The sequence below is a fragment of the Pseudarthrobacter equi genome (assembly GCF_900105535.1).
GTDB classification, from domain to species: Bacteria; Actinomycetota; Actinomycetes; order Actinomycetales; family Micrococcaceae; genus Arthrobacter; species Arthrobacter equi.
The window spans coordinates 2,701,058-2,721,591 of sequence record NZ_LT629779.1 but is presented as its reverse complement, the minus strand read 5'-3'; the positions used below and the strand labels follow the sequence as shown (position 1 = coordinate 2,721,591).

Annotated in this window: 15 protein-coding genes; 9 read left to right on the top strand and 6 right to left on the bottom strand. The window is 68.5% G+C overall.

Going from position 1 to position 20,534, the window contains the following annotated elements; translation table 11 throughout:
• Positions 1-80 precede the first annotated feature (80 nt).
• Complete coding sequence (locus BLT71_RS12210) at positions 81-551, bottom strand: pyridoxamine 5'-phosphate oxidase family protein (protein ID WP_091720630.1); 471 nt, start codon at positions 549-551, stop codon at positions 81-83.
• A 135-nt stretch (positions 552-686) separates the two neighbouring features.
• On the opposite strand from BLT71_RS12210, the gene BLT71_RS12205 reads away from it, so the two are divergent.
• From BLT71_RS12205 to BLT71_RS12175, 7 genes are read left to right on the top strand one after another with little or no spacing between them, the layout of a single operon-like run.
• Positions 687-1,157 (top strand): pyridoxamine 5'-phosphate oxidase family protein, encoded by a 471-nt coding sequence (locus BLT71_RS12205; RefSeq protein WP_091720628.1) that lies wholly within the window; start codon positions 687-689, stop codon positions 1,155-1,157.
• 22 nt (positions 1,158-1,179) lie between these two features.
• Positions 1,180-3,105, top strand: a complete 1,926-nt coding sequence (locus tag BLT71_RS12200; protein WP_390896679.1) for a heavy metal translocating P-type ATPase — start codon at positions 1,180-1,182, stop codon at positions 3,103-3,105.
• Between the two features lie 47 nt (positions 3,106-3,152).
• A complete protein-coding gene (locus BLT71_RS12195; RefSeq protein ID WP_172829965.1) occupies positions 3,153-3,614 on the top strand; it encodes a universal stress protein in 462 nt (153 codons plus the stop codon).
• Positions 3,614-6,169, top strand: coding sequence for a cation-translocating P-type ATPase (locus BLT71_RS12190; protein ID WP_091720621.1), 2,556 nt, complete (start codon positions 3,614-3,616; stop codon positions 6,167-6,169). Before BLT71_RS12195 ends, BLT71_RS12190 begins: the two co-directional genes overlap by 1 nt.
• 55 nt (positions 6,170-6,224) lie before the next feature.
• Positions 6,225-8,639 (top strand): phosphoenolpyruvate synthase, encoded by a 2,415-nt coding sequence (ppsA, locus tag BLT71_RS12185; RefSeq protein ID WP_091720618.1) that lies wholly within the window; start codon positions 6,225-6,227, stop codon positions 8,637-8,639.
• Between the two features lie 42 nt (positions 8,640-8,681).
• On the top strand, positions 8,682-11,876 hold the full coding sequence (locus tag BLT71_RS12180; protein WP_091720617.1) for a beta-phosphoglucomutase family hydrolase: 3,195 nt from the start codon (positions 8,682-8,684) through the stop codon (positions 11,874-11,876).
• Positions 11,873-12,898 carry an ATP-dependent 6-phosphofructokinase gene (locus tag BLT71_RS12175; protein ID WP_091720614.1) on the top strand — a complete coding sequence of 342 codons (1,026 nt, stop codon included), beginning with the start codon at positions 11,873-11,875 and terminating at the stop codon, positions 12,896-12,898. Before BLT71_RS12180 ends, BLT71_RS12175 begins: the two co-directional genes overlap by 4 nt.
• Positions 12,899-12,905: 7 nt before the next feature.
• On the opposite strand, the gene BLT71_RS12170 is transcribed toward BLT71_RS12175, so the two are convergent.
• The 3 genes from BLT71_RS12170 to BLT71_RS12160 are packed head-to-tail and all read right to left on the bottom strand — an operon-like array spanning position 12,906 to position 16,677.
• Complete coding sequence (locus BLT71_RS12170; RefSeq protein WP_091720612.1) at positions 12,906-15,332, bottom strand: HAD-IC family P-type ATPase; 2,427 nt, start codon at positions 15,330-15,332, stop codon at positions 12,906-12,908.
• Positions 15,293-16,159 carry a universal stress protein gene (locus BLT71_RS12165; protein WP_091723989.1) on the bottom strand — a complete coding sequence of 289 codons (867 nt, stop codon included), beginning with the start codon at positions 16,157-16,159 and terminating at the stop codon, positions 15,293-15,295. The genes BLT71_RS12170 and BLT71_RS12165 overlap by 40 nt, the downstream gene beginning before the upstream one ends.
• Positions 16,160-16,218: 59 nt before the next feature.
• On the bottom strand, positions 16,219-16,677 hold the full coding sequence (locus tag BLT71_RS12160) for a pyridoxamine 5'-phosphate oxidase family protein (RefSeq protein WP_091720609.1): 459 nt from the start codon (positions 16,675-16,677) through the stop codon (positions 16,219-16,221).
• A gap of 255 nt (positions 16,678-16,932) precedes the next feature.
• On the opposite strand from BLT71_RS12160, the gene BLT71_RS12155 reads away from it, so the two are divergent.
• On the top strand, positions 16,933-18,585 hold the full coding sequence (locus tag BLT71_RS12155) for a GAF domain-containing sensor histidine kinase (RefSeq protein ID WP_091720607.1): 1,653 nt from the start codon (positions 16,933-16,935) through the stop codon (positions 18,583-18,585).
• Positions 18,586-18,600: 15 nt separating this feature from the next.
• On the opposite strand, the gene BLT71_RS12150 is transcribed toward BLT71_RS12155, so the two are convergent.
• Positions 18,601-19,281 carry a response regulator gene (locus BLT71_RS12150; protein ID WP_091720604.1) on the bottom strand — a complete coding sequence of 227 codons (681 nt, stop codon included), beginning with the start codon at positions 19,279-19,281 and terminating at the stop codon, positions 18,601-18,603.
• A 231-nt stretch (positions 19,282-19,512) separates the two neighbouring features.
• Between BLT71_RS12150 and BLT71_RS12145 the strand changes: the two genes are divergently transcribed.
• On the top strand, positions 19,513-19,962 hold the full coding sequence (locus tag BLT71_RS12145; protein ID WP_091720601.1) for a universal stress protein: 450 nt from the start codon (positions 19,513-19,515) through the stop codon (positions 19,960-19,962).
• 86 nt (positions 19,963-20,048) lie between these two features.
• On the opposite strand, the gene BLT71_RS12140 is transcribed toward BLT71_RS12145, so the two are convergent.
• The gene (locus tag BLT71_RS12140) at positions 20,049-20,507 is read right to left on the bottom strand and encodes a universal stress protein (protein ID WP_091720599.1); all 459 of its coding nucleotides are present in this window, start codon (positions 20,505-20,507) and stop codon (positions 20,049-20,051) included.
• Between the last annotated feature and the right edge of the window lie 27 nt (positions 20,508-20,534).

Below are 20,534 nucleotides of genomic sequence, written 5' to 3'. Positions count from 1 at the left end.
GTGCCGCGTACGCTGCCGGGCCCGTCAGGGCCTTAGGCCCCTAAAGCTGTGACCACGCAAGGGCCGCCAGGCGCATGCGGCTATTCGAGCCCTGCCCGGGTGGCGTCGTCCAGCGCCGTCCGCCAGGTGCCTGTTGCGGACAGGGTGAACTTCCTGCCGGTCACCGACTGGGGAACGATGCGGATCAGGTGCTCCTGGCCCACACCCTGCCACGGAAATAGCCCGCGGCGGGTGTCGTTGAGCGACCCACCCGGGGCATCGTCCTGGACTGCCTTGCCCTTGACCACAACACTCCATGCCAGCCCGAACTCGCCGCTGACGCTGTCAGCTTCGAGGGCAACCAACGAGTTCGCTTCCATGGCATCGAGCTTGGTTCCGCTGCCGGTGCGGAACAGCAGGCCGCCGCCGTCGGGCTTGAAGCTCACTGGGAAGACGTCCGGCTGGCCATCAACAACCACGGCGAGGCGGCCCACGCTCGTGTTCTCCAGCAAGCGCCAGCATTCGTCGGTATCGAGGATTTCAGCTTCGGGCACCATGTTCTTGTCGGTCATGCCCAGATCCTAGAAGCCCGGCCGGGGTACCAACAGGGCCCAAAGACCGTAAGGTGCCGGTGCACCCCGGCAGCACACCGCGCCCGGGTCGTAATGCCCTAGTGGCGCAGCGCCCCGGCCACTACGTTCGGCTGTATGCACAACAGTTCAGCGGCTCCGGAGATGGAAGTCCTCAGCGCCGATGCCTGCTGGGACCTCCTGCGCGAAGTGTCGGTGGGCCATCTGGCAGTCCTGGTGGACGGGCATCCGGAAATCTTCCCGGTCAACTACAAAGTGGACAATGGGGCCCTGGTGTTCCGCACCGGCGAGGGAACAAAACTGGCCGCCCTGGCCGGGGACGCCGCCGTCGCCCTCGAAGCTGACGGTACAGGTGGCGAACCGAGGCGGGCATGGAGCGTGGAGGTCAAGGGCCGCGCCGTGGTCCTGGAACCTTCCCCGGACCTGATGAGGGGCGTGGGGCTGGTTCTTTTTCCGTGGCAGGCGGGACCCAAGGACCATTTTGTGCGGATCGTCCCCAGGTCCGTAACCGGCAGGCGGTTCGTGGTTACCTCCCCGCTGACGTGGTGGAACCACCTGGATGATGCCCCGCGGGCGGACCTTGCCTAAGGGACAGCCGTCCCCGCCGGGCATGATCGCAGGGCCCGGGACGGCGGACACCAGCCCGGGTCCGGGCGATCCGCTGCCGGCCAGGATGCGGGCGCAGGTCCGCCTGTACCCCCTGGTGTTCCTGACCTGCCTTGTGCTCGCCGCCACCCTGGGGCTGCTGCTCGCCGGGTGGGAAGAGCCTGCCCGGCTGGGTGCGTCCGCCTATGCAGCGCTCGTGGCCGTGTTCCGCGCGGTGGTGATGGTCCGGTCCCTCCGGGAGGGCCGCTGGGGGATCGACGTGCTGGCGCTCATGGCCATCGCGAGCACGGTGGCCGTGGGCGAGTACCTGGCCGCCCTGGTGGTCATCCTCATGCTTGCCGGCGGCGAGGCGCTGGAAACCTTCGCCCAGGGCCGTGCCGTCCGCGAACTGCGGTCCCTGTTGGACAGGGCTCCCCGCTACGCCCACCGCGAAGCCAACGGATCGGTACTGGAGGACACGCCCATCGGCGAGGTGCTGCCGGGCGACATCCTGGTGGTGCGCCCCTCCGAGCTGGTCCCGGTGGACGGCGAGCTCCTGTCCGGGGCGGCCAGCATGGACGAATCGTCCCTGACCGGCGAGAGCCTGCCCGTGGAAAGGGTCCGGGGGGATCTCCTGCTCAGCGGATCCGTCAACGGCGAGGCAGCCATCAGGGTTCGGGCGGCGGCCACGGCGGCCGACTCACAGTACAGCCGCATCATCGCCCTGGTGGAGGAGGCTTCCTCCAGCCGGGCGCCGGTGGTGCGCCTCGCGGACCGGTACGCCGTTCCCTTCACCGCGCTCGCGGTGGCCATGGCCGCCACGGCCTGGTTCCTTTCGGCAGACCCCGTCCGGTTTGCCCAGGTCCTGGTGGTGGCCACGCCGTGCCCGCTCCTGATCGCCGCGCCCGTGGCATTCCTCGCCGGCACCAGCCAGGCGGCCCACAAAGGCATCATCATCAAGAACACCGGCACGCTGGAACAGCTTGCCCGCGCCCGGACGGCGGTCTTCGACAAGACCGGAACCCTGACTTCGGGACGTCCCGTCCTGGATACGGTGCAGGCGGCACCTGCCGCGGGGCCCGGCGCCGGGCCGGCCTTTGATCCTGCGCGTATCCTGCAGCTGGCTGCCTCCGCCGAACAGTATTCCTCCCACGTCCTGGCGGCCTCAGTCATCGAGGCGGCCGCCCAGCGCAACCTGGAGCTCCTGCCGGTGACGGAAGCCACCGAGCATGCCACCCACGGTGTGCAGGCCGTCTGCGGGGACGACACCGTGGTGGTGGGCAAGGCCGGCCTGGTGAAAACCGCGGCCGGGTTCCGCGATGCGTCGATCCGAAGCGGCCAGCTGGCGGTGCACGTGGCCATCAACGGGACCTACGCCGGAGCGCTGATCATGAAAGACCCGTTGCGGGCCAACGCGGTGGGAACCCTAGACCAGCTACAGCGGCTGGGGGTCCGGCACACCGTGCTGCTGACCGGCGACGCCGGCGCCACCGCCGCACACATCGCCAGGGAAGCCGGGATCACCAGGGTGCAGGCGGACTGCCTGCCGGAGGACAAGGTCCAGGCCGTGGCGGCCGTCCGTGAGCGGCCCGTGCTCATGGTGGGCGACGGCGTCAACGACGCGCCGGTGCTCGCGGCAGCGGACGTTGGCATCGCCATGGGCGCCAAGGGCGCTACAGCTGCCAGCGAATCCGCGGACGTGGTGGTGATGCTGGATGACCTGTCCAGGGTTGCCTTGGCGGTGGCAATCGGGCAACGCACCATGTCGGTGGCCCTCGTCAGCATCTGGACAGGCATCGGACTAAGCGTCGGGCTGATGGCCGTGGCCATGACCGGCTACATTCCCGCCGTCACCGGCGCCCTCCTCCAGGAACTCGTGGACCTGGCCACCATCCTGAACGGGCTGCGGGCCCTGAACGGAGCCACCGTCCGGCCGGCCGCACCGGCATGACCTTTGGCACTTCCGGGCCGCCCGCCGTCGTAGCGAAGGTAGTGGATATGAACGAAGAACCAGCTTCCCGGCCCGTCATCGTGGGTGTTGACGGATCCGAATTCTCCTCGGCTGCCCTGCGGTACGCCGGAACCCTCGCCGCCCGGTTCGGCGCCAGGCTGGAGGTCATCACCTGCATCGGCATGCCCGATTACCTGGTGGTATCCAGCCTTGAGAGCAGCGAGCACCCGCTGACGGCCGGGCTGGAGGAGACCGCCAGGCGCCTGGTGGAGGACGCCCTCGGCAGGGCATTCACCGGCGACCGGCCCACGGCTATCGACGTGACGGTCAGGTTCGGCGCGCCGGGCAAAGTCCTGGTGGAAGAGAGCAAGCGGGCCCAGCTGCTGGTGGTGGGCAGGCATGGTGAAGGAGGCTTCCCCGGCACGTCCATGGGCTCGGTCAGCAAGGCCTGCGCCGCGCGGTCCGCGTGCCCGGTGGTCCTGGTGGGGCAGGAGCCGGACAGCGTGTGATGGCCGCTGCAGGCCTCACGACTGAGCGGGCAGCGGAACTGCTCAAACGTGCCGGACCCAACGTCCTGCCGGGTGAGAAGCCCGTCCCGCAGTGGCGCAAGCTCTGGGCGGAGCTGACCCACTTCTTCGCCCTCATGCTCTGGGTGGCTGCCGCCCTGGCCTTCGTTGCCGACATGCCGCAACTGGGGGTGGCGATCATCGTCGTCGTGATCGTCAACGGCGTCTTCGCGCACATCCAGCAGGAACGCGCCCAGCACGCCGCCGCCAGGCTCCGCGGGCTGCTGCCCGCCGACGTCCGCGTCCGGCGGGACGGACAGGTCCGGACCGTCCATGCCAGTGACCTGGTCACAGATGACGCGGTGCTCCTGACCGCCGGCGACCGGATCCCCGCCGACGTCATCCTGCTCACGGCCGCGGCCTGTGCCGTTGATGAATCCATGCTGACCGGCGAAAGCGTGCCCGTCCCCAAATCCGGCGGTGACGCCGCCTGGGGCGGCACGTTCCTGGTCAACGGCGACGCCGAAGCCACCGTTACCGCCACCGGCGCCGCCACGCGCCTGGCCGGGATCGCCGCACTGACCAGCGCTGCCGTGCCGCCGCCCACGCCGTTGTCCCTCGAGCTGCGCAGGATCGTGCGGCTGGTGGTGATTGTGGCCCTGGGCATCGCCTGCCTGTTCTTCCTGGTCTCCCTGGTGGCGGGAATCGCCTGGCGCGACTCCTTCCTGTTCGCCATCGGAGTGGCTGTCGCACTCGTCCCGGAAGGCCTGCTGCCCACAGTCACCCTGTCCCTGGCGATGGGCGCCCAGCGGATGGCCGCCAAAAACGCACTGGTGCGCAACCTGGAGGCCGTTGAAACGCTGGGGTCCACCACCTTCATCTGCACCGACAAGACGGGGACCCTCACCCAGAACCGGATGAACGCCGTCCAGGTCCACACGCCCGCCGGAACCATCCAGGTAGCGGGGGAGGGATACGACCCTGCCGGATCCGTGCAGGGTGACGGGCAGGAGGCGGCCGCGGAGGCGGCGCTCGCCGCCCGGGCAGCCTCGCAGGGCCGGGCGGTACTGCGCAACGGCGAGTGGCAGGCTTCGGGCGACCCGATGGAGGCGGCGATCGATGCGCTGGCGCAGCGTCTCGCGGGCGGCCCGGTTTCCGGGACGCCGCCTGCGCGACGGCTGGCGTTTGACCCCGTACGACGCCGGGAGTCGGCCATGGTGGGCACGGACCTGTTCTGTAAGGGCGCGCCGGAAGCGGTACTGCCGTTGTGCGCGGGCGTCACCGCACGCACCGCCGGCGAGGTGGAGGTGATGGCGTCCGGTGGCCTGCGGGTGATTGCGGTGGCACGGCGGAACCTGGCGGGGATGGCGGGCGACAGGATGTCCATGCCCCCGGAAGAACTGGAATGCGGCATGGAGCTGCTGGGCCTGATCGGCCTGCACGATCCGCCACGGCCCGGCGTGGGCGATGTCATCAGCACAGCCCGCCGTGCCGGGCTCAAGCTGGCCATGATCACCGGTGATCATCCGGCCACGGCGGCGGCGATCGCCCGCGAAATCGGCCTGGCCGGAACGCCGGAGATGGTGGTGGAAGGCTCTGGCCTGCCGGAGGACGAGCAGATGCTGGGTGCTCTGCTGGACCGGGACGGCATCGTGGTCAGCAGGGTGTCGCCCGAGCAGAAGCTCCGGGTTGCCAAGGCGCTGCAGTCACGCGGCCATGTGGTGGCGATGACGGGCGACGGCGTGAACGATGGACCGGCATTGCGGGAAGCGGACATCGGCGTTGCCATGGGCCTGGCCGGAACCGATGTGGCCCGGGAAGCCGCGGACCTGGTGTTGCTCGACGACCACTTTGCCACCATCGTGGCGGCCATCGAACAGGGCCGGGCAACCTACGCCAACATCCACCGGTTCCTGACCTACCACCTGACCGACAACGTCGCAGAGCTGACGCCCTTCGTCGTGTGGGCGCTTTCGGGCGGCCAATTCCCGCTGGCGCTCGGGGTGCTGCAGATCCTGGCGCTGGACATCGGCACGGACCTGCTGCCGGCCCTGGCGCTGGGTGCCGAAGCTCCGGGCAAGCGTGTCCTGTCCCGGCCGCCGGACCGGCGGCATCTGATGGACCGGCAACTCATGGTGCGCGTGTTTTGCGTGCTGGGACCCGTCGAGGCCGCCGTCGAAATGGCCGCCTTCTCCGCTGTGCTGTTTGCCGGCGGCTGGACCCGCGGTGGTCTTCCCGAATCCGGGCTGCTCCTGGCGGCGTCGGGCACGGCCTTCACTGCGGTGGTCCTTGGACAGCTGGCCAACGCCTTTGCCTGCCGGAGCGCCACGGTGCTGCCCTGGCAGCTTGGCTGGGGCACCAACAGGTTGCTGCTGTGGGCCGTGGTGGCCGAGCTGGCGGTCCTGGCAGCATGCCTGTTCATTCCGCCTGCCGCGGGCCTGCTGGGACAGGCCCCGCCCCCGCCGGCCGGCCTGCTGGCCGCGGCCGTGGCGATACCGGCCGTCCTGGCGGCAGACTGGATATACAAGGGCGCCAAGGCCCGCTGGGTCCGGCGGTGACGCCGGGGACCTAAGACCCTGCCCCGGGGTGCCGGACCAAGCCCAGAATCAAGGCATGACTGCTCCTTCCGCCACCTCCGCCACCCGTGTCCACATCAAATGGTTCAGCGACACCGGGATAGGGGACATCGCTTCCGTGGGCGGCAAGAACGCCTCCCTCGGTGAGCTGAGCCGGTCGCTGCAATCAGCAGGGGTCAAGGTACCCGAAGGGTTCGCCACCACCGCTGACGCCTACCGGGCCTTCCTGGAACACAACGGCCTGGAACCCCGGATCAGGGACTGCATCGCGCAATACCAGGAGGGCCGGGCCACACTCCGGCAGGCCGGTGCCGCCATCAGGGAATTGTTCCTGGCCGCCGGCTTCCCGGACGGTATCGCCGAAGAAATCCGTGAACACTACCGGGACCTTTCACAGCGGGCCGGCTTGGCGCAGGTGCCGGTGGCGGTCCGCAGCAGTGCCACAGCCGAAGACCTGCCGGATGCCAGTTTCGCCGGTCAGCAGGAGACCTTCCTCAATGTCTCCGGGGAACGGGCCGTCCTCGACGCCTGCCGGCGCTGCTATGCCTCGCTGTTCACTGACCGCGCCATCAGTTACCGGGACATCAAAGGATACGGACACCTCGATGTCGCATTGTCGGTAGGGATCCAACGCATGGTCCGTTCCGACGTCGGGGCCTCAGGGGTCATGTTCTCCATCGACACCGAATCGGGCTTTCCCCAGGCGGTGCTCATCAGCGCAGCCTGGGGGCTGGGGGAAACGGTGGTGCAGGGAACCATCAACCCGGACAAGTACCAGGTGTTCAAGCCGCTTCTCGCTGACAGCCGCCTCATCCCGGTCATCGCCCGGGAAACCGGGGCCAAGGAGCGGAAGATGGTCTACAGCCATGGCGGCAGCGCACTCACCCGGATGGTGGACACCACCGAACGCGAGCGCGCCGCCTTGGTGCTGGCGGATGCCGAAGCCGTCCTGCTGGCGCGGTGGGCCACCGCCGTGGAGCAGCACTACGGGCGCCCCATGGACATGGAATGGGCCAAGGACGGACTGACCGGCGAACTGTTCATGGTCCAGGCCCGGCCCGAAACGGTCCAGGCGCGCCGCAGCAGCTCCATGTTCCGGACCTACCACCTGCAGCAGCAGGGCCAGGTCCTCGCCACAGGGGCAGCCGTGGGGGACAGCATCGCCAAGGGCAACGTATGCGTCATCCGGGACGCGAAGGACATCGAATCATTCACCGACGGATCCGTCCTGGTCACCCGGATGACCGACCCGGACTGGGTTCCCGTCATGAAGCGTGCCGCCGGCATCGTCACGGACCATGGCGGACCTACCAGCCACGCAGCCATCGTCAGCCGTGAACTGGGCGTACCGGCCGTCGTCGGAACCGGCAACGCAACGGACACCCTGCCCCACGGCGCCCCCATCACCCTGTCCTGCGCCGAGGGGGAAGAAGGCCGCGTCTACGAGGGGCTGTTGGAGTACACGGTGGAGGACGTGGACATGGACCGGCTGCCAGCCACCCGGACCGATGTGATGGTCAATATCGGCAGCCCCGCCGCAGCTTTCAAATGGTGGCGGCTTCCCGCTGCCGGTGTAGGCCTTGCCCGGATGGAGTTCATCATCAGCAACCTCATCCGGATCCACCCCATGGCCCTGGTCCATCCCGAGCGGGTGGCTGACGACGAGGCCGCACTGATCCGCAAGCTCACCCGCGGCTACGACGACCCCCAGGAATACTTCGTTGACACGCTGGCCACCGGCATCGCCAAGATTGCCGCGCCGTTCTACCCCAAGCCCGTCATCGTCAGGCTCAGCGATTTCAAGTCCAACGAGTACAGCCACCTGATCGGCGGCGGGTCCTTCGAACATCCCGAGGAAAACCCCATGCTCGGGTTCCGCGGCGCCTCCCGCTACTACAGCGAGGACTACCGCGAAGGGTTCGCCCTCGAGTGCCGCGCCCTCAAAAGGGTGCGGGAACAGATTGGCTTCGCCAACGTCGTCGTCATGGTCCCCTTCTGCCGCACCGTCCACGAAGCCGACCAGGTGATCGAGGCCATGGCCGGCCACGGCCTGGTCCGCGGGGAGGCCGGCCTGCAGCTGTACATGATGTGCGAAATCCCCTCGAACGTGATCCTGGCGGGGCAGTTCGCCCAGCGGTTCGACGGGTTCTCCATTGGCTCCAACGACCTCACCCAGCTGGTCCTGGGGGTGGACCGGGATTCCGAACAGCTGGCGGGGCTCTTCGACGAACGCGATCCTGCCGTCAGCGCCATGATCGCCGAGGCCATCTCGAAAGCCCACACGGCCGGTATCAGGATCGGCATCTGCGGCCAAGGTCCAAGCAACCACCCGGAGCTCGCCGAATTCCTGGTGGGCCAGGGCATCGATTCGTTGTCCCTGAACCCGGACACCTACCTCCGAACCCTGCCCGTCATTGCCGCCGCCGAGCAGCGGCTGGGCCGACGGGCCTAACGGCACTGTCTGCCACGGACCCACTGCTGATAGCACTGTCCTATGACCGGCTCTCCCACCGCAGCTGCCGCCAGGCCGCCGTTTGACGCGGTCATCTTCGACCTCGACGGAGTCATCACCAACACCGCACTGCTCCACCAGACCGCCTGGAAAGAGGCATTCGACCGCATCTTCCAGGACCCGCGCATCCCGGCAACGGCAGACCGCACGCCGATGTCCAAAGCTGATTACCGGACGTACATCGACGGACTGCCCCGGGAAGAGGGCGTCATGAAGTTCCTGGCCGCCAGGGGAGTAGCGGTGGACCGGGGAACGGACCACGACCAGTCCGGCGCCTGGACGGCCTACGGACTCGGGGCCCTGAAAAACCGGTTGTTCCTCGAACACCTGCGCAGGGACGGCGTCCAAAGCTACCCCGGCACCATGCAGCTTTTGCGCCGGCTGGCGGACGCCGGGGTGCCCACGGGCGTGGTGACGTCCAGCCGCAACGCGTCCTTCGTCCTGGATGCAGCCGGCATCGCGGACCTCTTCAGCGTCATCCTGGACGGAACAGCCGCGGCCAAGCTTGGGCTGCGGGGCAAACCCGCCCCCGACGTCTTCCTGGCCGCCGCATTTCGGCTGGGCGTTCCACCGTCCCACGCCGTGGTCATCGAGGACTCGGTGGCCGGCGTCCAGGCCGCGCGGCGGGGCGGATTCGGCCTGGTGGTGGGCATTGACCGCAGCGGCACCCGGCGGGGTCTTGAAGCTGCAGGTGCCGGTGCGGTCCTGAACGACGTGGGGGAACTGGACCTGGGACTGGTGCTGGGCGATCCCTGGCACCTGGTCTTCGAAGGATTCGACGCCGACCACGAAGGGCACCGGGAAGCGCTCACCACACTGGGCAACGGCTACCTCGCAGTCCGGGGTGCAGCCGCAGAAGGCGGCCCGGCCAGCTACGCCGGCATGTACCTTGCCGGCGTGTACAACAGGGCCGAAGCGGAAGCAGGCGGAGAGACGGTAGTAGAGGAGCACCTGGTCAACGCTCCGGACTGCCTTCCCCTCGACCTGAGGCTGGAAGGCGGCCGGTGGTGGTCCGCCGGGGGAATGACCCTCCTGCTTGAGCGGCGCTCGCTGGATCTGCGCAGGGCGGTGCTGGAGCGGCGCCTGCTGCTCGAAACTGCCGACGGTAAACGGTTGGAGGTGGTCCAGGCCCGCTTCGCGTCCATGGCCGAGCCGCATCTGCTGGTGCTGGACATGCAGGTGACGCCGCTGGGCTGGAGCGGCACGGTGGAGGTACGCAGCGGAGTGAACGCCGGGGTCCGGAACGCCAACATTCCCGGCCCGGCGGCCGGTCCCGGGGTCCACCTGGCGGACCGCACCGGCGAGCGCACAGCCCCCGGGGACGTACCCGGTGACCTCCCGGACGACGGCATCTCCGTCGTCGAGGCCGAAACGACGCAAAGCCTGGTGCGGATCGCCGTGGCCTTCCGCACCCTGGGAGCCGGCATCGCGCCTGGGGCTGCCGAAGGCCGGGACGGGGCGTTCCACTACCGGTCCTTCCGGATGGCGCTCGCGGACGGGAATCCGTCAACAGTCACCAAGGTTGTGGCCGTGGTGACCTCCCGGGACCGCGCCATCTCGTCCCCGGCCTCCGCAGCGCGGTGGGTGCTGCGGCGCGCTGGCGATGACCCCGGTGCGCTGCTGGCCGCCCACCTCGACGCCTGGCGCCGGGAGTTGGCGCCCTACCTGGTGGAGATGGACGCGCCAGGGCAGGTGCGGCTGGTCCTGAACCTCCATATCTTCCATGTCCTGCAAACCCTGACCCGCCACACGGCTGAACTGGATGCCGGCGTCACTGCCCGCGGGCTCCACGGCGAGGGGTACCGCGGCCACGTTTTCTGGGATGAGTTGTTCGTGCTGCCACTGGTAACGCTGCGCACGCCCGACGTGGCACGCGCCCTGATCGACTACCGGTGGCGCCGGCTGCCCGCCGCACGGCATGCCGCCGCACTGGCGGGCTGCTTCGGGGCAATGTTTCCCTGGCAGAGCGGAAGCGACGGGACCGAGGAGACGCCCACCTGGCTCTACAACGACCGCTCGGGCCGGTGGGTCCGTGACTACTCGCACCTGCAGCTGCACGCCGGACTGGCAGTGGCCTTCAACGCCTGGCAGTACTACCAGGCCACCAACGACAAGCCATGGCTGCTCAGGCGGGGCGCCGAACTGGTCATCGACGTTGCCCGGTTCTTCGCCTCCCGTGCGGAGTTCAGCCAGGACACCTCCCGCTACCACCTCAGGGGCGTGGTGGGGCCTGACGAATACCACACCCGGTATCCCGGAAACCCTGAGCCGGGGCTGGACGACAACGCCTATACCAACGTGATGGCTGCCTGGGCCTGCCTGCGGGCGGCGGACATCGCTGCCATCTTCCAGGGCGAAGAACGGGCTGAGCTGGCTGCGAGGCTGGGCATCAGCGCCGACGAGGCCGCCGGCTGGGAGCACGTGGGCCGGGCGTTCTTCGTGCCGTTCCATGCCGACGGCGTCATCAGCCAGTTCGCCGGCTACGCGCAGCTCAGCGAGCTGGACTGGGACCGCTACCGGGAAACCTATGACAGCATCGAGCGGCTGGACCTCATCCTGGAGGCCGAGGGCGATGACACCAACCGGTACAAGCTCGCCAAGCAGGCCGATGTCCTGATGCTTCCCTACCTCCTGGGCCAGGAAGGACTGACCGGACTCCTGGCCGAGCTGGGCTACACGTTCACCGCGGAGCAGCTGAACCTGACCATCGAGTACTACCTTGGCCGCACAGCCCACGGCTCCACCCTGAGCCGGGTGGCGCATGCCTCAGTCCTCGCCGCACTCGACGCTGACAGGGCGTGGGACAGCTTCCGTGAAGCGCTCGACGCCGACCTGGACGACACCCAGCACGGCACCACCAGGGCGGGAATCCACCTGGGCGCGATGGCCGGGACAGTGGACGTCATCCAGCGCAGCTTCGCCGGGCTGAGGCTCAGCGGGGAGACCATCGTTTTCGCACCCAGTATGCCCACGGGACTCCGGAGCGTCGCCTTCAACATCCGGTACCGGGGGCACCACCTGAACATCAGGCTCAGGGGCGGGCACCTTCATGTGGTGTCGGCACCCGGGGACGCCGAGCCCATCGGCGTGCGGGTCAACGGCAGGGATACAACCCTGATGCCGGGCCAGGCCGGCAACTTCCGGCTGGCGGCCGCCGCGGATCCGGCCGTGCCATGAGGCGCCTCGGCATCCTCACCAGTGGAGGCGACTGTCCGGGCGTGAATGCCGTGATCCGCGGGGCTGTGCTCGCCGGAGAAATCGTCCACGGCTGCGGGTTCATGGGGTTCAGGGACGGCTGGCGGGGACTCCTGGAACAGGACGTAGTGCCCCTGCCCCGGCACAGCGTCCGCGGCATCTCGCGCCGGGGCGGCACAATCCTCGGAACGTCCCGGACCAACCCGCTTAGCCACGGTGGGGTGGACCGTGTCCGGGCAGGGTTCCGGCGCAACGGCCTGGACGGGCTCATTGCCATCGGCGGCGAGGGAACCCTGGCCGCCGCCAGGGAACTGTGCAGCCAGGGACTGCAGGTCATTGGCGTCCCCAAAACCATCGACAACGATCTCGGCGCCACTGATTACACCTTCGGCTTCGACTCGGCGGTCCAGACGGCAACGGAAGCCATCGACAGGCTGCGGACCACCGGGGAATCGCACCACCGGTGCATGGTGGCGGAGGTGATGGGACGCAACGCCGGATGGATTGCCTTGCACGCCGGCATGGCCGCCGGCGCCCATGCCATCCTGATCCCGGAACATCCCGTGACGCTGGACCAGGTTGCCGCCTGGGTTATGTCCGCCCACGGCCGCGGGCGGGCACCGTTGGTGGTTGTAGCCGAGGCGTTCACCCCCACCGGACAGGCGGCACCGTACGCTCCCCGTGGCCTGGACACGTTCGGCCGGCCCCGGCTCGGAGGTATCGGGCGCCTGCTTGAAGAGGAACTGCAGCTCATGACCGGCCTCGAGACCCGGGCCACCGTCCTCGGACACATCCAGCGCGGCGGCGAGCCGACTGCCTACGACAGGGTGCTCGCCACCAGGCTGGGCATCGCCGCCGTGGACGCTGCGGCCAACGGCAGGTGGGGGACCATGGTGGCCCTGCGGGGCACAGACATTGTGCCCGTGGGGCTGGAGGAGGCCCTCGGAACACTGAAGCTGGTACCCGAGGAACGGTACCTGGAGGCAGCTGTCCTGTTCGGCTGAACGCCGGTTACGAAGACTCCCTTGCTCTGGGCGCCTGGCGCGGCGGGCACCTCCGCTGCAGTGCCGCGAACGCCTGGACCGCCGCGCTGCCTGCCATGCCGGTGGCGGCCGATACTGCCAGAAGGTCCGGTGGCGGCCACTGAAGCCGGAGGAATTCGGTGGCCGGAGGTACGGTGAACAGCACGAAAAGGCCGGCGTACATACCCGCAAGGATCAATCCCTTCGTCCAGGTGAGCGGGCGCGACGCCGTGACCAGGATCCACGATGCCAGCAGGGCAAGGGTGATGATGGCAGCAGACTGGCCGGCAGCTGTTCCCGCCAGGCCGATGGTGCCCGCGTACCCGCTGACTCCGGCCACGCACAGGGCTGCGCACAGTCCTGCGGGCAGCGAAAAAGACAGGGACCGTCTCAGAAAGCCCGGCGTGTACCGCTCTCCGCCGGGCTGCAAGGCCAGGAAGAACCCGGGGAGCCCGATGGTCAGGCCATCGAGGATGGACAGCTGCCGCGGCAGGAACGGGAACGGCCACAGGAGCAGCGCGAAGACGAGGGAGATGGCGGTGATGTAGACCGCCTTGCTGAGGAAGACCACGGAGACCCGCCCCACGTTGCTGATGGCCCGCCGTCCCTCTGCAACAACCGCCGGCAATCTGTCGAAGCGGCCGTCCAGGAGCACCAGCCGGGCCACTGCCTTCGTCGCCGGCGATGCCGTGTCCATGGCGATCCCCAGATCGGCCTCCTTGAGCGCAAGGACGTCGTTGACGCCGTCCCCGGTCATCGCCACAGTGTGGCCGCGCCGCTGCAGTGCCTGCACCATGTCGCGCTTCTGCGCCGGGGTGACGCTGCCAAAGACGTCGTAGTCCTCCATGGCCTGCTCCAGGAGGGCAGGGTTTGTGGGAAGGGTGCGGGCATCGCAGGCTCCGGTACCACCCATTCCCATGGTGCGGGCCAGGACGGCCACTGTGCGGGGGTCGTCGCCGGAGATGATCTTGAGGGTGACTCCCTGGCCCCGGAAGTAGTCGAGCGTGGCCGCCGCATCCTTCCGGATGTCTTCGCGGAAGGTCAGCAGCAATTCCGGTTCAAGGGTGTCAGGGAGGCCACCACCCTCTGCCGCGCCCGGTGGCAGGGAACCGGGCACGTGCGCCAGTGCGAGTGTCCGCAGCCCCGTGGCGGCCAGGGCATTGGCCCTCCGGTGCGCCTCACCCAGCAGGGCTGATGCTCCCAGGACGGCACTGGGAGCCCCCAGCACCCAGCTGCCTCCGGCACCGCCCGCGGAGGGAAAGGTGACCGAACTCCATTTCCTGGTTGAGTCGAATGGCACGGACGAGGATTCGGCCAGCAGTCCGTCCCCGGGGAAGGCGGCCCCGATGGCCGCTGCCGTGGTGCTGGCTTCGGGCCTGGCTCCAAACCACGCCAGCGCATCCTTCCATCCCTCGGCTGGTGGCATCCCGGCATCGTGGAGCGCGTCAAAAGCGATGGCACCCGTGGACAAGGTTCCGGTCTTGTCCAGGCACAGGACATCAACCCGGGCCAGTATCTCCACGGCTGCCAGTTCCTGGACCAGGACCATCTGCCGGGAGAGCCGCAATCCGCCCGCCGCGAAGGCGATGCTGGTCAGCAGGACCAGGCCGAGGGGAATCATGGCAATCAGGCTCGCCACCACGCCCACCGCAGCCGTTACCCAGCGGCCGGAACTGAAGGCCCCGGCCCAGCCGCCCGCATCCTGGATCTGTGCGTTCGCGACGAGTGCCGCCGTCGGGAGCAGCAGCCAGGTGATGACCTTGAGGACCCTGTCCAGGCCGGCCCGGATCTCGGAAGTGACGAGCGAGAAGCGTTTCGCTTCGGCGGCGAGCCGCGCGGCGAACGTCCCTGCCCCAACCCTGGTTACCACCGCCCGCGCGCTGCCGGCGAGGATCAGCGACCCGGACAGCAGGTCCGCTCCGGCGGATTTGGGTACCGGCTCCGATTCGCCGGTCAGGAGCGACTCGTCCGCCTCGATGAAACCGTCGTCGAGGAGCCGCAGGTCCGCCGAAACCTGGTCTCCGGCGCTGAGCAGGACGACGTCGTCGGGGACCAGGTCTTCTGCCGGGATCCACTGCGGGACCCCATCCCGTATGACCCTGCTGCGGGCGGCCTGGAGGATTGCCAGGTGGTCAAGGGATTTCTTGGCCCGGTACTCCTGGACGATGCCGATGACGGCGTTGCCCAGGGCGGAAAAGCCAAAGAGCGCATCCCGCCACTGGCCAAGCACGAACAGCAGGACGAAGCTGCCTGCCACGATGCCATTGAACAGGGTGAAAACATTTGCCCGGACGATCTCCCACAGGCTGCGGCTGGTGGCGGCGGGGACGCTGTTCGTTTCGCCCCTGGCGGTCCGTTCCGCAACCCCGGCCGAGCTCAGGCCAGCTTCTTCAGCCTGGTGATGACGGTGGGGCATGGCGGCTGGGCCAGGACGGCGTGGGCGGTGGACCCCAACAGGAGCCTGCTGAAGCTGCCGCGGCCACGGCTGCCCAGCACCAGCAGCCTCGCTGTGGCACCGGCACGGAGCAGCGCGTCGGCGGGTTCCAGGGCGGTCTCGAGGACATCGTGCACCGCCAGGCCGGGGTAGTCCTGGCGCAGTCCGGCAACAGTCTCGGAGAGGACCACCTGCTCCTCCTCAATGACGTGCAGGGCGAAACTGCCGGACGGAAGCCCCGCCCTGATCCACCGGTTGGGACCCGTGAAGGCGTAGAGGACCGTGAGCTCCTCACCCAGCGCATCGGCCTCGGAGGCTGCGAAAGCCACGGCCTGGGTGGCCTGTTCGGACCCGTCGACGCCAACCACGATGCCGCGGCCATCAGCTTTCCCCGGGCCGATGACGGCCACCGGGCAATCGGCGACCGCCGCCGCCTGCAGTGCCCGGTCCGTCATGGCACCGCGGGATTGCCCGCTGCTGCCCAAAACCAGCATCGCCGCTTTCCCGGAATAGCGGCCCAGGGAGGCGCCGATGCTGCCCTCCAGCATTTCGTGCGAGACCTCCAGGCCCGGTTCCTGGCTGCGGATCCGGTCGGCGGAGTTCTTCAGCAGGTCCTCCCCGGAGGTGCGCAGCACATCAATGTAGGGGAGCGCCTCAAGCGCTTCGCCCGCCATCCAGTGGTCATCCAGGACGGACAGGAGCACCAGCGGCAGACGGAGCCGGGTGGCGCGGGCCGCAGCCCATGCCAGGGCTGCCCGGGATGCTTCGGACTCGGTGACGCCGACGGCGATGGGCTTGGTGGTATCCATGGCTGACCTTCCTTGGGGGTGCCTGGGTGGGGATGAATGTGTGTGGGTGAGCGGAAAAGTCAGCGTTCGCCGGCAGGTTCCTGCGGAGCCCAGCTCGACGGGGGAGCGATGACGAACCGCCTCCCGGTGACGTCGGCGGGGGTGACGCGGACCAGTCGGTCCTTGGTCCCGGCTTGCCAGGGGGACAGGCGGCCGTCGCTGGCCTCCCGGTGGGACGCGGCGTCGTCCGCCGCCTCGGCGCGGCCTTTGACCACCACGCTCCAGGCGATGGTGCCGTACTGGTTGAATCCGTCGGCCTCCAGGGATACGGCCTGGCCGTCTGGCAGCGAATCCAGCGTTGTTCCCTCGCCGGTGCGGATGAGCACCGTGCCGTTGCTCGGAACAAAGTTGACCGGAAGGATTTCGACCGTGTCCCCGTGCGGGAAGGCGATCCTGCACACCGGCGTCGACTGCAGGTATTTCCAGCAGTCATGAACGCCCAGAATTTCCGCTTCCGCTTCCACAGCACCTGTATCCATGGCCGTAGCTTAGGTCCGGGAATCCGGGCGGGGTAGGGAAGAAGGTCCCGGTGCGTGAATTATGCGGGCTGCGGGCATTCCCCGCCCCTTGATCCTCTCCTAGGATGGTGCCAAGCCCTCTGTTGCGTGCCCAGGCGCAGGCGGGTCCGCCGGGGATGCATCACCCTGGACGCTGCACAGCTGCTGGAAGCCTGCAATGGCGCGGGCCGCTTCAACAGGAGGTCCGACGTGAGTACTGAGCCGTGGCGTTCGCCCATGCGGGAGCGCGCCGAAGACCTCCTCCGCGACTTTGTCTCCCGCGCCGACGAACTGCTGCAGACCCAGGACAGGATGAACGGCCTGCTGTCCGCCGTCGTGGGCCTGGCCGAAGACCTCAGCCTCGAAACCGTGCTCGACAGGCTTGTGCGCTCGGCCTGCGAACTGGTGGGTGCGCGCTACGGCGCCCTGGGGGTCATTGGTGAGGACCGCAGCCTCAGCCACTTCATCACCGTGGGGATCGATGAGCAGGGCATCAGGTCCATCGGGGACCTGCCCACCGGGCACGGCGTGCTGGGACTGCTGATCCGGGAGCCGCGGCCGCTGCGCCTCCACGACCTGGGCCAGCACCCCATCGCTTCCGGGTTCCCCCAGAACCATCCCCCCATGAAGACCTTCCTCGGCGTCCCCGTGCGGGTGCGCGACGTCGTCTTCGGCAACCTCTACCTCACGGAAAAGACCGGCGGGCTGGATTTCACGCCGGAGGATGAGGACCTGGCTGTGGCGTTGGCGGCTGCTGCCGGCGTGGCGATCCAGAATGCGCGCCATTTCGATGACAGCAGGCGCCGGCAGAAGTGGCTGGAAGCCGGGATGGAACTGAGCAGCCGGCTGATTGTCACGCCCAGGCCCGGGGACGCAGAGAACCTGGACCTGGTGTCGGAGACCGCATTGCGGGTTTCGGATTCAGCCCTCGCCGTGATCGCTGTGCCGGCCGGTGACGGTGCCCTGCGCTGCCGTTCCTCGCTGGGCGTCCAGAGCCTGCAGGCGGGCCGGGAGATCAAAGCTTCCGGCGTCGTCGACGACGTCATCAGGACGGGAAAGTCCGTGATGGTGCGGGATCCCCAGCAGGTCTTTGACGACGGTGTGGTCGAAAAGCTCGGTCCGGTACTGGTCTGCGCGCTTGGCCACAGCGGAAGTGACAACGGCGTGCTGATCCTTGCCCGACAGTCGGGTTCGGGCCCGTTCACCCAGGCAGAGGTGGAGTCCAGCGCGTTGTTCGGCAGCCGGATCGGGCTGGCGCTCGACCTCGCCCGGGTCCACGCCCTCCGTGAACAGAACCTTCTGTTCACGGACAGGGAACGGATAGCCCGCGACTTGCACGACCTGGTCATCCAGCGCCTGTTCGCCGCAGGCCTGAGCATCCAGAGCCTCCGCCGCTACACACCGGATCCGGTGGCCCATGAACGGATCGCCGCCGTCACCACGGAGCTGGATGACACCATCCGGAAGCTCCGCGACACCATCTATTCGTTGCGGACCGGCGGCAACCAGGAACCGCTGACCGGCCGCATCCTCAAGGTGGCCGAAGAAACATCCCGGGGTTACGCCGTCGTGCCCAACGTAGCCTTCAGCGGCCCTGTTGACGACACCGTCCGCGAGGACGTGGCCGGCCACCTGCTCTCCGTCCTGTCCGAAGGCCTGAGCAACGCCGCGCGGCACTCCGGGGCTGCGGACATCCGCGTGGCGGTGACCGCGTCCGCGGATGATGTGGAGCTGGTCATATCGGACAACGGCCGCGGCTTCGAAGAGCCGGCGCTGACCAGCGGGCTCGCCAACATGCGGCACAGGGCGGAGATGCTGGGCGGCAGCTGCAGCATAGACAGCGAACCGGGCATGGGGACCCGGGTCCGGTGGCGCGTCGGACTGACCTGACGGTGCCCGGCCCCGTCAGTGCGCTTCCTGGCTGTTCCTGGTGACGAACACGGCCGCCTGTGTCCTGCGTTCGAAACCGAGCTTGGCCAGGATGGACGAGACATAGTTCTTGACGGTTTTCTCGGCCAGGAACAGCTCTTCGCCGATCTGGCGGTTCGTCAGGCCCTGCCCCACCAGCGCCAGCACCTTCTTCTCCTGCGCGCTGAGCCCCTCCATCCTCGGGTCCGTCGGGGTCCGGGTCAGTCCGGAGACAATCCGTTCCCGCACCCCTGGCTCGAACAGGGAGGCGCCGGTGGCCGCCTTGCGGATACCGGCCAGGAGGTCATCGCTCCTGATCTGTTTGAGGATGTAGCCCGCAGCACCGGCCAGGACGGCTCCGCGGATGGCCTGTTCGTCGTCGTAACTTGTCAGGATCAGGCAGTTCAGCCGCGGATCGAGCGAACGGACGTCTCGGCAGACCTCGATGCCGGTGCCGTCCGGCAGGCGCCCGTCCAGGATGGAGATATCCGGCCGAAGCGCCGGGATCCGGCGTGTGGCCTCGGCAGCCGATCCGCTTTCGCCCACCACCACGAACCCTTCACCTTCCAACAGGTCTTTCAACCCCTGCCGGACAAGTTCGTGGTCGTCGAGGATGAAGACGCGAAGCGATTCCTGCGGATCTGCAGCTTCCCCCGAGCCAGACTCAAGACTTTGCACGTTACGCTCCCATTTTCATAAGGACCACACCTGCACCCGCTGCGCTGTGCGGGCAGCCCCCGGCAGGGGCAAGTACCATTCTTGCGCCCGCCGTCCGCGGATGTAAGGGACCAAAGTCGGAAATTGCCTGATATTGCTGCAGCCGCCCGGTGACCAAAGGCCCTACCCGGCCGGCTGCTCCGTCAGCAGGGTTGGAACAGACGTGCACTGGCAAACGGAAGGGAGCCCACCATGGAAGCCGGCGAACGCCAGCCCAGGATCATTGTGGGCGTGGACGGATCGGGCGCCTCGATCCAGGCCCTCCGGACTGCCCATGCCCTGGCGGGGCCGCTGGACGCTGCTGTGGAGGCATGGGCGTGCTGGGATGTACCCGCCGGTTTCGGAATCTACCTGGCCGTTGGCATTGAGGGATTCGAGTTCGCGGCGAAGCAGTCACTCCAGCAGGCGCTCGCCGATGCCTTCGGGGCCGCGGTGCCGCCGGAAATCCGCGGGCGGCTCCTGCGGGGCAGCGCAGCGCACCTCCTGATTGACGGCAGCAGGAAAGCTGCGCTTCTGATTGTCGGCCGGCATGGGCACGGCGGGTTCGTCCCGGGCTCGGTGAGTTCCGCCTGCGTGAGCCATGCCCACTGCCCGGTTTTGGTGGTTCCGGCCCAGGCAGAAGGGGCCGACGGCGGGCGCTGACCCCTGGTCTTTACCGCACCGGGTCCAGTTCCGCACCGGCCAGTTCCGCACCGGCCCGTTCCGCGCCGTCCCCTTCCGCACCGGCGTCACGGCGTTTCCGCCGGTGCCTCCGGCGTGTGCACCACCAGTACCGGGCAGTGGGCATGGGCCACCAGCGCCGAGCTGACCGAGCCCAGGAGCAGGCCGCCGAAGCCGCCGTGCCCGCGCCGGCCCACCACCAGCAGGTCAGCGTCGCGGCTGGCCTCGATCAGTGAATCCCGGGGGTGTCCGCGGACGAGGCTGGCCACGACGTTCGACGGCGTTTCGTCACCATAGGCGGCGCTGACCGCCTCATCGAGGATCTGGCCGGCCCGCTCTTCGAATCCCTCGATGCCCATCAGCATGTAGCCGGAGTAGGCCTGCGGGTAATCCCAATAGGCCCGGGCCTCGACCTTGGCGCCGAGCGGCACGGCGAGGCGCTGCGCCTGGCGCAGCGCCTCGATGGAGGCCTCCGAGCCGTCGACTCCCACGACGATCCGGCCGAACGGTGCTCCGGCAGAACCCATCTCAACTCCTTCTGGTGCGGTCACGTC

Bases quoted from the DNA above. Each gene is read 5' to 3' on its own strand.
- BLT71_RS12170 (WP_091720612.1), bottom strand. From the start codon at position 15,332: ATGCCCCACCGTCATCACCAGGCTGAAGAAGCTGGCCTGAGCTCGGCC.
- BLT71_RS12200 (WP_390896679.1), top strand. From the start codon at position 1,180: ATGATCGCAGGGCCCGGGACGGCGGACACCAGCCCGGGTCCGGGCGAT.
- BLT71_RS12155 (WP_091720607.1), top strand. From the start codon at position 16,933: ATGCGGGAGCGCGCCGAAGACCTCCTCCGCGACTTTGTCTCCCGCGCC.
- BLT71_RS12175 (WP_091720614.1), top strand. From the start codon at position 11,873: ATGAGGCGCCTCGGCATCCTCACCAGTGGAGGCGACTGTCCGGGCGTG.
- BLT71_RS12205 (WP_091720628.1), top strand. From the start codon at position 687: ATGCACAACAGTTCAGCGGCTCCGGAGATGGAAGTCCTCAGCGCCGAT.
- ppsA (WP_091720618.1), top strand. From the start codon at position 6,225: ATGACTGCTCCTTCCGCCACCTCCGCCACCCGTGTCCACATCAAATGG.
- BLT71_RS12165 (WP_091723989.1), bottom strand. From the start codon at position 16,159: ATGGATACCACCAAGCCCATCGCCGTCGGCGTCACCGAGTCCGAAGCA.
- BLT71_RS12180 (WP_091720617.1), top strand. From the start codon at position 8,682: ATGACCGGCTCTCCCACCGCAGCTGCCGCCAGGCCGCCGTTTGACGCG.
- BLT71_RS12160 (WP_091720609.1), bottom strand. From the start codon at position 16,677: ATGGATACAGGTGCTGTGGAAGCGGAAGCGGAAATTCTGGGCGTTCAT.
- BLT71_RS12145 (WP_091720601.1), top strand. From the start codon at position 19,513: ATGGAAGCCGGCGAACGCCAGCCCAGGATCATTGTGGGCGTGGACGGA.
- BLT71_RS12190 (WP_091720621.1), top strand. From the start codon at position 3,614: ATGGCCGCTGCAGGCCTCACGACTGAGCGGGCAGCGGAACTGCTCAAA.
- BLT71_RS12210 (WP_091720630.1), bottom strand. From the start codon at position 551: ATGACCGACAAGAACATGGTGCCCGAAGCTGAAATCCTCGATACCGAC.
- BLT71_RS12195 (WP_172829965.1), top strand. From the start codon at position 3,153: ATGAACGAAGAACCAGCTTCCCGGCCCGTCATCGTGGGTGTTGACGGA.
- BLT71_RS12140 (WP_091720599.1), bottom strand. From the start codon at position 20,507: ATGGGTTCTGCCGGAGCACCGTTCGGCCGGATCGTCGTGGGAGTCGAC.